Source organism: Paraburkholderia sp. FT54 (assembly GCF_031585635.1).
GTDB lineage: Bacteria > Pseudomonadota > Gammaproteobacteria > Burkholderiales > Burkholderiaceae > Paraburkholderia.
In genome coordinates, this window is sequence record NZ_CP134197.1 from 124,456 (window position 1) to 140,358 (window position 15,903).

At 60.0% G+C, this 15,903-nt stretch carries 12 protein-coding genes and 1 pseudogene; 8 read left to right on the forward strand and 5 right to left on the reverse strand.

The features are described 5' to 3' along the window. Positions 1-15 precede the first annotated feature (15 nt). From RI103_RS33300 to RI103_RS33320, 5 genes are all read left to right on the forward strand, one after another. A complete protein-coding gene (locus tag RI103_RS33300) occupies positions 16-972 on the forward strand; it encodes a fumarylacetoacetate hydrolase family protein (RefSeq protein ID WP_310819087.1) in 957 nt (318 codons plus the stop codon). Further along, positions 969-2,990: an acyl-CoA synthetase gene (locus RI103_RS33305; RefSeq protein ID WP_310819088.1), complete on the forward strand. Its 2,022-nt coding sequence runs from the start codon at positions 969-971 to the stop codon at positions 2,988-2,990. The genes RI103_RS33300 and RI103_RS33305 overlap by 4 nt, the downstream gene beginning before the upstream one ends. 510 nt (positions 2,991-3,500) lie before the next feature. Beyond that, positions 3,501-4,241 carry an OmpW family outer membrane protein gene (locus RI103_RS33310; RefSeq protein ID WP_310819089.1) on the forward strand — a complete coding sequence of 247 codons (741 nt, stop codon included), beginning with the start codon at positions 3,501-3,503 and terminating at the stop codon, positions 4,239-4,241. A gap of 38 nt (positions 4,242-4,279) precedes the next feature. Continuing rightward, positions 4,280-4,756 carry a hypothetical protein gene (locus RI103_RS33315; RefSeq protein ID WP_310819400.1) on the forward strand — a complete coding sequence of 159 codons (477 nt, stop codon included), beginning with the start codon at positions 4,280-4,282 and terminating at the stop codon, positions 4,754-4,756. Between the two features lie 173 nt (positions 4,757-4,929). Next, on the forward strand, positions 4,930-5,925 hold the full coding sequence (locus RI103_RS33320; RefSeq protein ID WP_310819090.1) for a LysR family transcriptional regulator: 996 nt from the start codon (positions 4,930-4,932) through the stop codon (positions 5,923-5,925). A gap of 195 nt (positions 5,926-6,120) precedes the next feature. On the opposite strand, the gene RI103_RS33325 is transcribed toward RI103_RS33320, so the two are convergent. The 4 genes from RI103_RS33325 to RI103_RS33340 all read right to left on the reverse strand — a co-directional run bounded on the left by RI103_RS33325 (position 6,121) and on the right by RI103_RS33340 (position 10,659). Then, positions 6,121-7,302 carry a porin gene (locus RI103_RS33325; protein ID WP_310819091.1) on the reverse strand — a complete coding sequence of 394 codons (1,182 nt, stop codon included), beginning with the start codon at positions 7,300-7,302 and terminating at the stop codon, positions 6,121-6,123. Positions 7,303-7,675: 373 nt separating this feature from the next. Further along, positions 7,676-8,986, reverse strand: a complete 1,311-nt coding sequence (locus tag RI103_RS33330) for a divalent metal cation transporter (protein WP_310819092.1) — start codon at positions 8,984-8,986, stop codon at positions 7,676-7,678. Between the two features lie 896 nt (positions 8,987-9,882). Further along, positions 9,883-10,257, reverse strand: a complete 375-nt coding sequence (locus tag RI103_RS33335) for a phage holin family protein (protein ID WP_310819093.1) — start codon at positions 10,255-10,257, stop codon at positions 9,883-9,885. A gap of 105 nt (positions 10,258-10,362) precedes the next feature. Further along, complete coding sequence (locus RI103_RS33340; protein ID WP_310819094.1) at positions 10,363-10,659, reverse strand: CsbD family protein; 297 nt, start codon at positions 10,657-10,659, stop codon at positions 10,363-10,365. Between the two features lie 1,450 nt (positions 10,660-12,109). Between RI103_RS33340 and RI103_RS33345 the strand changes: the two genes are divergently transcribed. Both RI103_RS33345 and RI103_RS33350 read left to right on the forward strand, forming a co-directional pair. Then, the gene (locus RI103_RS33345) at positions 12,110-13,330 is read left to right on the forward strand and encodes a hypothetical protein (protein WP_310819095.1); all 1,221 of its coding nucleotides are present in this window, start codon (positions 12,110-12,112) and stop codon (positions 13,328-13,330) included. Position 13,331: 1 nt separating this feature from the next. Next, positions 13,332-13,812, forward strand: a pseudogene (locus RI103_RS33350) (hypothetical protein); the annotation flags it as partial. Positions 13,813-14,085: 273 nt separating this feature from the next. On the opposite strand, the gene RI103_RS33355 reads toward RI103_RS33350, so the two are convergent. Further along, positions 14,086-15,669: a LuxR C-terminal-related transcriptional regulator gene (locus tag RI103_RS33355; RefSeq protein WP_310819096.1), complete on the reverse strand. Its 1,584-nt coding sequence runs from the start codon at positions 15,667-15,669 to the stop codon at positions 14,086-14,088. On the opposite strand from RI103_RS33355, the gene RI103_RS33360 reads away from it, so the two are divergent. Continuing rightward, positions 15,652-15,900 (forward strand): hypothetical protein, encoded by a 249-nt coding sequence (locus RI103_RS33360; protein WP_310819097.1) that lies wholly within the window; start codon positions 15,652-15,654, stop codon positions 15,898-15,900. The two genes, RI103_RS33355 and RI103_RS33360, sit on opposite strands and share 18 nt — an antisense overlap. The last annotated feature ends 3 nt before the right edge of the window (positions 15,901-15,903 follow it).

The following is a 15,903-nucleotide window of genomic DNA, read 5'->3' on the forward strand; positions in this document are numbered from 1 at the left end:
TCCGGAGATCGAAAAATGGCACTTCACGTTCTGCATTATTTGCATCAAGACCGCGCCCAGTGGGGCGTGGTCGCTAATGGCGCTATCACGCCGATTCCCGGCGAATTCAGGTCGACCGCCGAGTTGATCGAGGCTAACCCGGTCGAGCGGCTGTTCGTGCTGAGCGGCCCGACGGTTCGCGAATCGGAAGTGCAATGGTTGTCACCCGTGACCGCCAATCAGCAGTTCGTCTGCCAGGGCGCGAATTATCGCCAGCATATGATCGAATCCGGCATGGACCCGGATGTGAAGAAATTCAACATGATTTTCACGAAGGCGACAAGCTGCATCGTTCCGGCCGACTCGCCCGTGGTTAAACCAGACGGGGTGCAGTTCCTCGACTACGAGATCGAACTCGGCCTCGTCCTCAAACGCGACATCTCGTCCCGCGAAACTGTCACCGAGGAGAATCTGCATGAGTACGTCGCCGGCGCCGTGATCGTCAATGACTATTCCGCGCGCGATATCCAGATTCCGCAAATGCAGTTCTACAAGGGCAAGAGCTATCGCACGTTTGGCCCTGTCGGCCCTTACCTTTGCCTTCTCGAGAAACAGGATATTCCAAAGCTGAAGGAGCTCGTGCTGACGCTGACGGTAAACGGAACGGTCCGGCAGAATGACTCCACGTCGGGCCTGGTCTATGGTCCGGCAGAGACCTTGACGGAACTCTCAGCCATACACGACCTGCGCGCCGGGGACCTGCTCGCGACCGGCACGCCTTCCGGCTGCGCACTGAGCATTCCGTCACCCGAGAAGCAACGCGCCGCGGCGCAGCTGCCTGAAGCGGAAAAATGGCGTCTATTCCTGAAGATGCAGGAGGAGAGGCCACAGTACCTGCGGGTCGGTGACGTCGTGGAGTCGTATATCGCCAGCTCTGATCGCTCGATCAATCTGGGCGTACAGCGTAACGTCGTCGTGGAAGAAGCAGCATGACAGGCGTCGCAAACGTACGCGATGTCCTTGCCATGGAAATGAAGGGGCAGCCAGCGGATCTCCCGTCGAGCACCTACGAGATGATCTGTCGGGGCGCGGCCCTCAATCCGTCGGCGCCCGCACTTTCGTTCTTTGCAACGGCAGACGGCTACCAGAACGCTGAGTGCTGGACGTACAGCGAATTCGTGCGCGATGTCACGCGCACCGCGAACATGTTTGCGCGCCTGAGAGTACAGCGCGACTCGGTGGTCGCATACGTTCTGCCCAACCTCCCTGAAACGCACTTTGTGATCTGGGGCGGGGAAGCCGCCGGGATTGTCTGCGCGATCAATCCGCTGCTTGAGAGTGACGCCATCGGCGAACTGCTCAACGCCTCGGCGGCGAGTGTGCTCGTAACGCTGGCGCCGTTTCCCGGAACCGACCTTTGGCAGAAGGTGCAAGCCGTGCTGCACAAGCTCCCTTGCCTGGAGCAACTGGTGCTCGTGAATCCGGCCGACCGCATGCAGGGCGAAAAGGGATTAGCGGCCCGGGCGCTTCAACGTGGCGAGTGTTCAAAACTGCATGGGCCCGGCGGCGTTCATAGTGCGGTTCCTTCGCATGTCGGTATCCACGATTTTGGCACTGCCATCGCGGGAGAGTCCGGGGTGGCGCTCAGCAGCACGCGTCGAACGAGCATCGACGATGTATCGTCCTTCTTCTGCACAGGCGGCACCACGGGACTACCGAAGATTGCGGTTCGGCGGCACGGCAATGAGGTGGCCAATGCGTGGAACGCGGGTCAATTCTTCGGCGAAAGCATTGGCCCGGGGAAGACGATTTTTTGCGGGTTGCCGCTTTTCCACGTCAACGCCGTGATGGTGACAGGTCTGCTGGCGTTCTCGCGTGGTGCCCACGTCGTGCTCGGCACACCGCAAGGTTATCGGGGCGAAGGCGTTGTCAAGCGCTTCTGGGAAATCGTCGAACATTACCGCATCAACTTCTTCAGCGGTGTCCCGACACTGTACGGATCGCTGCTGGACGTTCCGGTTGGCGAGCGCGATATCAGTTCGCTCGAATATGGACTGTGTGGCGCCGCCCCCATGCCGGTGGAATTGCTTCGCACCTTCCAGGATCGCACAGGAATCAGAATCCTTGAGGGCTACGGCCTCACGGAAGGCACCTGCGTTAGCAGCGTTAATCCCCCGCTTGGCGAGCGCAGGGTCGGTTCGATTGGTCTTCGTCTGCCCGGTCAGGCCATGAAAGCCGTGGTGGTCGACGAAACCGGTCGATATGTGCGGGATTGCGTTGCCGATGAGGTCGGCCAGCTGGTTATCTCCGGACCCAACGTATTCGCTGGCTATACCCGGCCGGAGCAGAACTGTGGCATCTGGATGGAGGGTGGTGACGGCGGGCGCTGGCTTAACACCGGCGACCTCGGACGGTGTGACCCCGACGGCTACTTCTGGCTGACCGGCCGGAGGAAGGAACTGATTATCCGGGGCGGACACAACATCGACCCCGCGGCAATCGAAGAACCGTTGCATCGCCATCCCGCAGTCCAGATCGCCGCAGCTATAGGCCGTCCGGATATGCACGCGGGCGAGTTGCCGGTCGCCTATGTGCAGCTAAAGCCGGGCACAACGGCAACCGAAGCGGAACTGGCCGAGTTTCTGCGTCACGCGATCAATGAACGCGCCGCGTTGCCAAAGGGGATACGGATCGTAGATGCGATGCCGCTGACGGGCGTCGGCAAGATCTTCAAGCCGGCGCTGAAACGGCGCGAAACGGCCGACGCGCTGGAGTCGGCTCTCATCGAGGCTGGCGTCGAGGATGCAACCGTCAGCCTCATCGATGACACCTCGCGCGGGATTTCGCTTCACGTCGAACTTGGCGATCCTGCGTTCGAAGCATTGGCCACTTCCGCGCTCGGGCGCTTTCCGTTCGCATTTTCGATCTCGGCCGCCGTGAGACAGCCAAAGACGGAGCAGGCGACGGGGACGGACCCGGCAGCGACAGATGCGCAGGGCAGCCCAACGTGAGACGAGCGACGACATCAAAAGTGACGCGTTCGGTCATGCGCCCGGATTAAAGGTCAATCAGGCGTACGCGCCGCGATGCCGCGATTCAAAATGCTTGCCGGTGGATTTAGGTTAGAACACCTAATTGTTTAGAGGAAAAGAGAATGGTTGCTACATCAGAAAGGTCTTTGCGTTCGCAGGTTGAAAAATGGCTCGGACCGACTTCTTCGACGCCGGTTCGGGTTACCCGATTCAGCCGCGCACGTTCGAATCAGAGACCGTGCGTGCGTATCGAGCTACTGCTACCGACAGGCCCGCTTGGATTCTTTTTCTTCCGGCACCGCGACGGTACATGGTGCGTGTTCCCGCCTGAGGCGGAACGCCTGGCCATGCACGCTTACTAGATTCAGGGCGATCGGAGTATGTGGCATGCGTAGCTATACGAAAGGAAGAAAAAAATCAATTGAGTAGATGCGGCGGCGGCACCAGTGATTCATAAAAATTTCCAGACAGAGCGACAGGAGAAGAGACATGAGGAATTACAAACGCGCAATCAGTTCGATCGGTATGGCGGCTTGCATCTGCTCGGCTGCGCTTGTCGACGATGCCAATGCGCAGTCGGCAGGAAGCATAACGCTGTCGACAGGATGGCTTCACGTTGCGCCACAGGGCAATGCAACGCCGCTTACAGTCGAAAGCGTTGGCGGCATTGCGGTGAATCAGCAACTTTCCGGCACCGGCGCGCACGCAAGCTCCACGGATACGATGGGAATTACCACCGAGTATTACGTCACTGACAACATCGGTGTCGCCACGCTGATTGGACTGCCACTCACAGTGAACCTGGTTGGTGAGGGCACGCTCAGTAAGTATGGGAACCTCGGGTCGACGAGGCCGATCCCGCCCGCTATCGTCCTTCGATACCACCTGTTTGCAGCCCAGTCAAAATTCCGTCCGTTCGTCGGATTAGGAGTGAACTATACGTGGTTCACTCAGGTTCGAACAACTAATAGTCAATTCGTAACCGATAACCTTGGTCCGGGCGGTTCGGCACACGCGTCACTCAGTTCATCATGGAATCCGGTATTCGAGATCGGGGCAAATTATGCGATTACAAAACACTGGTCTGTCGGAACCGCTGTCGGTTACGTTCCGCTAAAGACTCACCTTACCCTGGACGGGACGACCGCAACTGGAACGCACATCGTTTCCAGCTCGACGCTGCGAATCAATCCCATTAACGTCTTCCTGAACATCGCCTATACGTTCTAGCGCGTACAGGTCGTTAATGCGCGAATCGAGAGGTTTGAATGCTCCTGAAGACATGGACGTTACCTTTCGCCGCCCGGACCTGGCTGCGATCCATCGAAATGGAGGTCATGGGGAACACCGACTCCCAAACAGCCGAAATTGACCCCCGGCTTACCCCAGCCCTGCATCGCCATCATCATGATCTTGCAGCGCACCCATTGGTCCTGGGGGGAGTGTTCACCGAGGGATGCGGCGAGCTCGACTGGGCCAAGCCGGTCTTTGACTCGTCGGATCTGTCCGATCACATGTCGTGGCGCGACTTCTGCCGCAAGGGCTATTTTGTCGTGCCACCCGAAAAGCCCGAGTTGCGCCATCCACGGCACGGCCCGCAAAACCGATGGGATTACCGTGCGTTTATTCAGGCGATCCGCGGAGGCTACATTCAGCGTACGATGGAAACAGACGGAGGTGGGTCGGGCGCTCAGCGGTGGCTTCGCATCCCGGCTGAGGGCGTCTTCCGCGGGAGGGTGAAGTGATCCGACGTGTCTTGCTGGTGCGGAAAATGAAACCGCCGACCCTTTCAACTAAAGTACACTATTGAGGCACGTACTGACTTGCCAAAGAAAGGACCGCAGCGTGCCGGGTGGAATGACCGGTCAGGTTCTCACGATTGACGAACTGAGACGGCTGAACAGATTGAAGGCGACCCATGGATATGTTGCAGGCCATACGTGCCTTTTCCCGAGTTGCATCAGTTGGCAGCTTTACCACGGCAGCGCAGGAACTAAACCTCGTTACATCTCAGGTCTCACGTGCTATCGCAGACCTTGAGACGCACTTGAAGGTACGTCTGTTGCAGAGGACGACCCGACGCGTGACGTTGACTGAAGCAGGGCAGCGATATCTTTCGCACTGCGAGGTGATTCTGAAACAGTTGGCGGAGGGCGAGGCGGAGGTATCCGAAGAGAGCGCCGAACCAGTCGGGACCCTTAGGATCGGCGTATCCACCAGCTTTGACCGATTTCACCTATCAGTGCTTCTTTCGAGCTACCTGGAGCGATTCCCACAGGTTTCGGCGAGCGTGACACTGTTGCGGCACGTACAGGAGGCGCTGCTCGGCCATTACGACGTCGTACTACTTTGCTCGTCCGAACCGCCCGGCCCCGGCACACTCTCCGAGTGTCTTGGCGCAATGTCTTCAATCCTATGTGCAGCACCTGTCTATCTGGCGCGATACGGAGTGCCGAAGGCACTTTGTGACCTTAAACAACATCGGTGCGTTGATTATGCTGGCGACTTGCCATCCGGGCAATGGCAGTTTCAAGGGCCATCTGGCCACGAAACGTGCTCGGTCGGTGACATGGTTCTTCGTAGCGATCTGAGCGATGTACTCATTGATGCAATTGAGGCTGGTCTTGGTATCGGCCCATTGCCACTGCGGGTGGGAATGCAAAAATTGCAGGCTGGAACGGTAATGCACGTCCTGCCCAGGTACAGGATGCAGGCGCGCAATGTCTACGTGCTTCTTTCTTCACCCCCCTCTCTCGATAAGAAAGTAAGGACATGGGTCGAATTTCTCAAGGAAGCATTACCCCAGCGTCTCGTACGGGAGGAGGCTGAGTTCACGCCTCGCCTGGCGCCGTTGTTTGGCGATGACGAAATGCCCACAAACCACGTACAAAACAGAGGTACTCTGGATACGTGAGATAAACGCGACTTTTGGAATCGGATGGCTAGAAAGTCTGTACAGGTCTTATCTTGAACGGCGGTTATCGCGCACGGTGACGCGCCCTCATGCGGCGTCGAGAAGATGACAGAAAAAAGCCAAGCTTCGGGCTCGCGCCCGGAGCTGGCTTCGTGATACGGCCAGACGTCACTGGCCGTATACAATCCATTTCTGTTAGAACTTGTGACGGATACCCAGGCTGACGATCACTTGCGAGCTGGATCCCGCCGTTAAGCCGTAGGAGCCAACCGAAGCATCAGCTGTGACGTGGCTACCATCGAGCGCTCGTTGCGTCCCGTTTGCGTGCTGGTAAGCGCCAATCAGGTACAGGTCAGTACGCTTCGACAGGAGGTAGTCCGCACCCAGCGAACCCTGGTGGTACGTAGCCGACGTGTCGCCAGCTCCGTGCGTGTAGATGTAGCCCAAACCGATCAGCATGGCAGGCGTGAGCTGGTAACCCGCATAGCCGCCAGCGACGTGAAATTTCTCCTGGTTCTGGAAGAGCGAGAAGCCGTCCGGCTTGTATTGCGCGAAGCTATAACGGATGTTGAAAGTGAATGGACCCGTGACGTACTGGGCTGCTGTCGACGTGATGTCGACCGACTTGGCCGACGAGTATGCGCCGTTGATGGCCGAGTCGAAGGTACCGTCGGACGTTACACTGGAACTCCAGTGCGACAACGGGTTGGTCGTGCTGACGCGGCCAGCCGCAGTGTTGGCGTTTTCCATGCGGAGGTAGCCGGCTGCAAAGCTGAACGGACCGACGCTGTACGTTGCCGCGCCCGACCACGTCTGGCCTGCGCCCGTTGAGCCTGCGACGCCGCCGAATGCATACATGCCTTCGATCTGGAAGCCGCTCCACACCGGCGATACGTACTTGATTGCGCTGTTGGTACGGGAGCTGTTGTCGTTATTGTCGACGTCGCCCGGCGTCGTGAACGTGCTGCCGAAGTAGTTATCAGCCGTCAGCGGCTGGACCATGTCGACGAGCGGGTCGTATTGGCGACCCAACGTGACCGTACCGTACTGGTCCTGCGTCAGCCCGACGTACGCCTGGCGGCCGAACAGGCGACCGCCCTGGTTCAATTTGCCGGTGTTTACGTCAAAGCCGTTTTCCAACTGGAAGATGGCCTTCAGGCCACCGCCAAGGTCTTCCGTGCCCTTCAAGCCCCAGCGGTCGCCCTGCAGGTTGCCGGCGTACGTTTGAAACAGGTGGTTGTTCGCCGAGTCCGCATGGTACACATACTGGATCGATTCATCGATCAGGCCATACAACGTCACGCTGCTCTGTGCATGTGCTGCGCCTGCAGCGCCGAGCAGTGCAAGCGAGAAGGTCGACAGTGCAATTCGTTTCATTCACTTCTCCCGGCAGAATCATTGTTGGTGGGAACTTGAAGTTAACTCCATATCCTTCGGTTACCGAAGCAAAAGAAATAATGTGTCGTGAAATTCCGACACTGACGCCTTGCACATTTGTCAGAGGAAAAAACGCCAACGGAGCGAGATGCGAGTCCCTCTGTGTTCACGTTTTTGTGTGGCGATCGCTTAATTTGCTACACGGCACGTTGTGCTGAACGTCGGCCGGCGAGGCGCATGAGCAGCCGAAGAAGAGAGCGCAAAATTTCTGGGGCAGGATAGAGCTTAAGCAGCGGTAGCGACACCGGGCAAGGGCGTGCGACCAGTAGGCGCTTTTCCTCCGGTGCGATGAAGGATGATAGGGCCGCATCGCTCACGAAAGCCACTCGCACGCAAACCGTGCAACCAGCGCCGCACCCGCGAATATCGTCGCGAGCCAGCACAGCGCACGCAAGGTCCAATGCGCGCTAAGATCGCCTACCGCCGAACGCTTCATGCTCAGCAGCACGAGCATTACCATGACGGGCGTAGCTGTCGAACCATTGAGCACGGCGCTCCAGTAGAGCGCGCTTATCGGCTCGACGTGCACGAGCGTAAGCGCAACGCCGATCGACACACCGAGCGCCATCACGACGAGCAGCGCTCGCGCAACGGGCCGGTTGCGCTGCCTACCGACGCGCCGGTCGCGCGCGCTCACTGCCGCGTTGGCGGCCGACCCGGCGAGCGGAGGCAACGCGAGCAGGGCAGTACCGATGAACGCAATCCCCAGCACATGTGATGCGTACCCGCCGACAAGCGGCCGCAGTATGTTCGCCGCATCGTAGGAGTTGTTCAGACCGTGTCCGGTCGAATGCAAAGTCGCCGCAGCCGCTGCCATGATGAACAAACCCACCGCGTTCGAGAGGACCGTTCTGATTAACGTGTCGCGGCGCATTATTTTCAGATGCGGGCTGTGCGTATCGCGGGCGGGGTCGCCCGTTTGTGGTTGTGATTGCGATTGTGGGCGCTGTTCTTCGATCTGCTGTTCGGCCTGAGAAAAGAGCAGATATGGACTGATCGTCGTACCGAGCACCGCGAGCAGCATCGTGAAATAGTCCACGCTCCATGTGATCCGCGGCACGACAGCGCGCAGAGCGAGCGTCTGCCATGGCGTATTGCTTATGACGGTCACACCGACGTACGCAAATAGACACGCCGCAAGCCATTTCAGAATCCGCGCATAACGCGCATAAGGCACGAACCACTGGAGCGCCATCGACAGGATGCCGAACGCGGCGGCGAACAACGGTATCGACCCGCGCCATAGGAGTTGTGCGCCGACGCCCATCGCGACGACATCGGCCGCGATGTTGAAAATATTGGCGACCAGAAAACGCATGACGGCGAGGTAGAACAGTAGCCGGGAATAATGCTCACGCATGTTCACCGTCAGGCCCTTGCCCGTCTGCGCGGCGATTCTCGCGGCGACGAGCTGGAACGCTACCATCGACGGATATGAGAGCGCGCACGTCCAGAGCATGTCGTATCCGAATTGCGCGCCCGCCAGCGAATATGTCACGACGCCGCTCGGGTCGTTGTCCGTCGCGGTCGACACAAGTCCCGGGCCGACATGTGCAGCCCACGAATGCGCGGGCAGTTCGTCGCGCGCCTCCGCGCTTCGTTCCGGTTCGCCGACGAGAGACATGGTTCTCCTTGCACTGGGTCCACGGCGGTCCAGTGATGTCGCGGGATCGGCCAGGAGCCGCCGCCTGTCCCGGTTACTGTCGGAGATACCGACCAGGCGCCCGCCATTCTCCTGCTCATCACGCCAGGTGATTTCCGCCAGCCACGCCGTACACTTCACCCGTCACGAAGCTCAACTCCTGCGATGCCCGGACTCCCTGCGTCGGTCAGTCGGAGGTCAGGGCGTCGCCTGGGAGGCCCGCATGAGCACAACGGCCGAGCAACGGGCATTCCCGGTAAGGGCCTGCGCAACCGCGCGACGATATTTACTGTCCGCCGCGCGACTCCAATTCGACGATTCGGTCGGCGGTTCGGCACGCCATAGTCTGAATGGACTCGATTTACCTTCCTCCGTCGAACCTGCTTTTTCCGGCCGCACAGGAGGGGTTGCCCGGTAGAGACAAGATCGACGTCGACGAAGCGTTTGTCGAGCCCTTCCTCGTCAGGCCCCGGTCGCGAAATTTGAAACGTTGGCATGAAGCCGGGCACAGCTGCGGTTCGAAAGTTCCGACCTGACTTAACCGTCCTGACCGCCCGGTCCCTTGCATGCAACTCACACGGACCTGAGCATGACTTTCCGGATGGTGCCACCTAGCCACGCGGTGATCCCCGAACGGCTGACTATTCCGATAGTCCGGCGAGGCCCGAGGACGATAGTGCCGACGCACAACGCCAACAGCAGCGTGACGCGCGGTGCCTTGGCCAGCGAAGCGATCAGGCTGGCAGCAGAGGACTTTGTCTGGCCATGTGCGGCCGGGACCGATGGCGGAGTGCTATTCGCCGCTAGCAACGCTGTGCGTGATTCCGCCATGCGCAGCAGAATGGCGGTCTCGGCGCCCCTATTGGTCGGTGCGCGGGTCATTTCAGCGCCTCCTTCAACGTGTCGAGATCGGTCCGGAGTTCTCCCTGCAGAACATGAAGCGAACGTCCCGGTTTCTGGGAGCGGACGAAGAGTAGAGAGACGATGGAAACAACCAGCCACATCGCGGCGACGCCCCACACCACTGGAAGGAAGTAAGGCGTCCGCCACGCCGTCGCAATGATCGCAATGCACACAAACGAAAGTGTGAACAGGCCAGCGACGGCCAGGGCAACAAGTGCGCTCAACTCGCGGACGAGACGTTTCCGGGTCTCCTCAAGTTCGACGCCGATGAGTTCGCCATAATCGGTGGCTCGTTCAACGCAGAATCTGCCGACGTTTCGCCACTTCGTGACTTTCGAACGCATAGACATCGCGGTACTCCTCGGGGCTGGCTTGTTGCGGAAACGCCGTGGCGGCCTGTCAGGTGCTTGTCGCCTACACCTTTCAGGTCTCGTCGAAGGCAAACCCGAGTAGCCTTATTCCCGATCTCTCGAGTCGCTTCGGTCGTAGTCGGGCCCGGAGCGATTGGGCGCGCGCAAAGCCCCAAGGATGAAGCCCACGCCGGCGGCAATTGCCAGCGCTGCGAACGGCCGTGCCACAGTAGACTCGCGCACGACATCCGCAAAATCGGCATAGAGTTGCTGCGCTTTGCCACTCAACTCTTTCGCTGTTCCGCTCACTTGCGCACCGGCATTGCCCAGCAGGTCCCCGGCGGCTTGCTGCACGTCGCCAGCAACCTCCCGTAGCGTTCCTTCTGCTTTCGTCGTTTCCATTGTCTGCTCCTCAAGTGAGTGCGATCAGGCCGCACGGGGAAAATGCGTCGGCATGAATGTCGCGAGTCACGCCTCGCCGCAAACGCTGGTTCGGCCGCGGGACGGCGTGAAAGATCCTGCGCAAAAGTTGGGCCCAACCGGGTAATTCGTTGACGCACTTGTAAGGCCGGCGCTCTCCAAAGTCAGCTTTTCCTTGCGATCTTGTTGGAAGTAACAAAGTGCTGGTCCCGTCGTTCAGTGGATCTAACATGAAAGCACTGCCGCCGAAAAGCGCATAACGTGGACCGTCTCGCGCAGGCCACGTCATGGCGCGGATTCAAAATGCGAGGCGATCTTCTGGTGAAGGCGTGCTCAAGTGGGCATCTTTGTTGCGCCGCACGCACACACACGTACCGTAATTCAAATTTCATCAAATCCCTGGAGGGCGTAATACGTGAGTAGGCGTTGTCTCTGGTCGAGATGCCTGCCTTTTATCCTCGGTGATCGTCAGATCCCTTCAGTTGGATTTCGGGAGTTCCGTCCACCTTCATGTTAGAAGCCTTCGGTGTGTGAGCAGCAACTCGTCAGGTTATCGCGCACGCGCACCGACGGGGGCGTGCACCTAAGGATGGAGACGAAAATGAAAGGTCTCTTCAAATGCTTCGCAACTGCGGCACTGATGTCGACTTATGCAGCGACCGGATCCGCGCAGAACTCAGACGCGGCCCGCGAGGCTGGGGTGAGTGGTGTAGGGACGGCCCGCGCCGGGGCGGGGATGCGAGGCGCCAGCGTCGCGCAGACGTCTCCGGGTGGCGATCGATCACGCATGCCTGGCGCAATCCACGCGCCTCACTCTGCGTCCGCGGCCTCCGGACGACGCGAGACGGCGCCGGATAACCGCGGTGCGAGCGCGCCGGCTGTTAATCAGGGGGTGACGCGCGGGGGGCCTGAGAATCCGAGTGGACTGAAGAAGCCCGATTGACTCGCCAGTGTGTTCATAAACGGCTCTGCGTTCTGATGGTGAAGCGATTGACACGCAGTTCAGGAGAAGATGAGAAACGGTCAGTGGACGCCGCGAACCATGCGCCCATGCTTGAACCGTACCAAACCGGCTTGGCGAGTTTCCATCAATCAGTTAGACGACGTAGATGTCTGACAGGAGTCATCGTCTGCTAGCAATCTCTATACCCAAAGGGTGACGGAGTGTGAAGCGCCCTCGTTTCGGGAAGCGACATCGAATGCGCGGCGGCCTCTTCAGATAGCACTGCCGGCGCAGCGTCGAATCCGCGGTAACCTGCCCTTTCGATCCTGGTCGCGGGCCGCAGCGCGAACACGTCTTCCGCTATGGCACCGACAGTGCAGCAGCAGACACAACTTTGCAATTGACCGCCAGTTTCATACGCTAGAGGTGCGCCTTACGTTGTTCGACCTCCTGGGCTTCCACGCGAAACGCTTCAAAAGGAGAATAGTGATGGCAAACTCGACGAGGTGGACCTCGGTCCTAAGCCACTGCATTGCCGGTTCAAGTCGGAAAACAGCAAGTCGCGTCTCTTGTCAGCGCTTCCTTCGCGCTTGGCTCGGCGTGCTGTGCGCCCTTCTGCTGACGGGCGAAGTCGCCCAGGCAGCTACTATCCATGGAGGCGACATCCTGGTTGTCGACGCTCGTGCGAGCAAGCTGTTTCTTGTAGATCCCAAGACCGGCGCCCGCACTGTCATCAGTGACTTTCTGGATCCGTCACAAGGGCCTGTGGACCGATCGCTTCTCGCGGGTGTCGCCATAGGACGGGGGAAGATATACGTCACCGCTGCGACTACCGGCATTTACGCGGTTGATCCGCGTACCGGTAACCGGACCCTCGTGAGCGACTTCACTACCGGGGCATTTCGCGGAGACGTGTTCGGCTCGACAGTGGATGCGTCCGGACGACTCATGACAAATTGGGCGCAACCGCAATTCGGTGGTGCTCCGAGGTCAATTGTTCGCATAGATACACGGACGGGCACCCGCGTTGTGGTCAGCGATCTCACGAACCCCGCTCAGGGCGACGTGTTCAACTGTTGTGTCGCGTACTTTACCGACCTTGCGCTGGAGAAAACCGGGGCGATCGTCGCAAGCGTCACGTGGTTCATCCCCGTCGGCCCCAGCCGGGACGTAGGGGACATGTACCGGGTCGATCCGCTTAGGGGTCAACGATCGCTGCTCAGCGATTTCACCAACCCGGCGCAGGGTGCCACCGGCCTGGTACCTTCAACCGGCATTGCCATCGAGACCTCCGGGCAGATCCTGGTCAATTCGCACGGGTCGGCAATCGCGCCCGTCCCCAAAAATCTACTGCTGCGAATTGATCCCAATACCGGGAACCGTACTGTCCTCAGCGATTTCGACAATGCTGCGCAAGGACCGCTGGGGTGGCGCCTTTCCGGCATCGCCTTGGCGCAGGCGGGGACGGGAGGAATAATCGTCGGCGCCGGTGACCCGGCGAATAGGGCCGCTGACCCAACCTTGCTCTTCCGGATTGACCCGCAGACCGGGCAACGGACCTTGCTTAGTAATTCAAGTGATCCGAAACAAGGACCGCCGTTCGTATGGATCTTTGAGATTGCGGTTGTGCCGGAAAACGCCATCAACGCGGGCTTTGTTGCCACACCACCAACAGATTCGTTCGCGAGTCCATTCGGACCAGTCAAATGAAATGCAGCGCAGACGTTCCCTCAAGCCCTTTCCTTCCAGGTTGACCGCGCGGCTCACACTGCGGCACGCAGAAGGACCGTTCTTCTCAAACCTGCCGGAAGCTGTCGGCGATCATGATTCGAACGCGGGCACCAACCCCGCGAAAACGCATGCGGCTATCGCTGCGGATCCGGAAACGGCTGCGCGTACACGATGCACTCGACCGCCAGCAGATCAGCTGTTCACGTTCCTCGTTGGTCAGCAGGAGTTGCTCGCCCGGAAGAGCGCGCTGCAGATCGCCGGCACGACGCAGATCGTCGCGCGCCTGATGGTCGAAGAACTCGCCTTCGATGGCATTCGGCAATGCCGAAGATGTCGCCACCTGTTTGAACGGTTACGACCAGACCGCCTATCCCGAGGGCACGCAGTGGAGCTTCGCGAGGTTCTACCTGCCGCAGGCGTTCGATGCAGGTTGTCGACCTGTCGGCGACGCTTCCGCTCTATGTGCACGGCTTGCGAGGCTGGCAACTCTCCGCCGTTTCTCAAGTGGCCGCAACGGTGGGACTGTGGGCCATTGGCAGGCACTCGGATTACCGGCCGGAGCGGCGCACGCGAACATGGCGACTGGCGGCCGCACTAAGAATGGGACCGCATCCCTAGCAAGCCGCGCGCCGTTAAGATAGCGACAGCGCGGGGCGGCCCAAACCTCACCTCGTTGTTACGCCCGCTTACGCCTCGTACGCTAATGCCGCGTCGTAAGCCGGCGTGCTTCGCGGTTACTGGATCAACCCACGCGAGCGGCCTATCGCAACGGCCTGGGTCCGGTTTTGCGCGCCAAGCTTGACGTTGATTTTGCGCAGGTGCGATTTGATCGTCAGTTCGGAAACGAACAGCTTTTCCGCAATGATGCGGTTGCGGTGTCCCGCCGACAGCATGCGCAGCACGTCGAGTTCACGCGCGGTCAGCGCGTTGGCCGTGTCGCGCATGCCAGCCGCTTGCGCGATCGCTAGCTCTTCAATATCGAGCGGTTTAGGGGTGAACTGCGCCAGCAACCGTTCGACAAAGCCAGGCACGATCCCAAGCGAAGCGAACCGCCCTTGATAATGCGCGGCCCACAGCCCGATCAGATCGCCAAGCTTCTCGCCTTCGTCGATAAACATGCGCACGAAACCCTCCTGGCTTGCCGTGTGCAATGCCTCCGTCAGTTCTGCGTACGACTGTTCTTTCTCCCCCAGGCCGGCAAGCGCCATAGCGTGCAGCACGCGCAGTTTCAGTATGCGCCGGTGGCGCAGCCGGACGGTGGCCTGTTCCATCGCCGTGAGCAACGCCTGCGCCGCCCGCGCATGTTCGCCGCGCGCGATATCGAACCGGCATTGCGCGATGAAAGGCAGGTCGATGTCGGTGGCGTGGAAAGACACATCGGGGTTGTCCCATTCCCCATGCAGTACCGCCGAGCGTAAAGCCTGCGCGGCAGCGTCGAAACGGCCTTCCAGCGTCGCGACCCGGGCGCGTTCCAGCCATGCGGAACACCTCAGCCGCGGCAAACCGATATCACGCCCAAGCTGTTCCAGTTCCACGAGCCGTCGCTGCCAGAGCTCGGTGTCGCCGCGTACATGAGCGATGCGCGCGCTGACCAGATGCGAAACAATCAGCGCATCCGGAGGACTGTTGCCTTTTGCGTAGGGCAGCGCGCCGGTCACCAGGCGATCGGCTTCGTCGAGCGAATTGGTTTCGTAAAGCACGAGCGCAAGTGAGATGTCCAGGCTCGTCTTACCGCCGGACAAGCCGCCGTACAAATCGCTCCAGTTTCGCCCCGAGGCGGTTTCGAGCCGGGCAAGCGCGGTGCCAAGGCGCCCCTGCACCAGATCGATGATGGCCTCGAGCGTCTCGGTGACGGCACGCATCAGGAGGAATGGATGATCCTGCGTGCGCTGCAATGCGCGGGATAGCACCGCGCGCGCCTCGTCATAGCGATGGGTGCTCACCAGGCTGAACACGAGCGAGTTGGCGAGGCTGCAGTACGCGAAGATGGCGTCGGGTGGCAACCTGTCGAGGATTGCCAATCCGGTCTCGCGGCATTCGTGGATCTGGTCGGTCAACGCGAGCAGCACGCAACGGACTGCTTCCGCCTCGACGGCGAGGTTGTCGCGATCGGTTGTGCTCTCATGGTTCGCCAGAATGCGCTGCACCGTCTTCAGCGCGTCGGCATAGCGCCGGTTGAGCAATAACACCCAGGCGTAAGTCAGGCCCGTTCGTGGGTGGGACGCAAGCGCGTCATCGGGAATTCTGTCGAGCCAGCGCATCAACATTCTGATGCGCCCGGTCGCCAGCAGGGCACCCGTATGCAGCGCGATCTGCACGAGTGCTTCGTCAGGCTGCCCTGCGTCCAGCAGATGGTCGATTGCAGGGACGGGACGATCGGCGTCGATGTACCAGCGCGCTGCCGCAGCGTGCAATTGCCGCTCGCGTTCCTGCTGTCCGGCGTGCAGCCGGTGGCGCAGGAAGCTGCCGAAGAGCCGGTGATAGCGATACCAGTTATACGCCTTGGCGTTGGCCTGCCCTGTAGCGATGTGCGGGCCTTTCATCCATAGCTG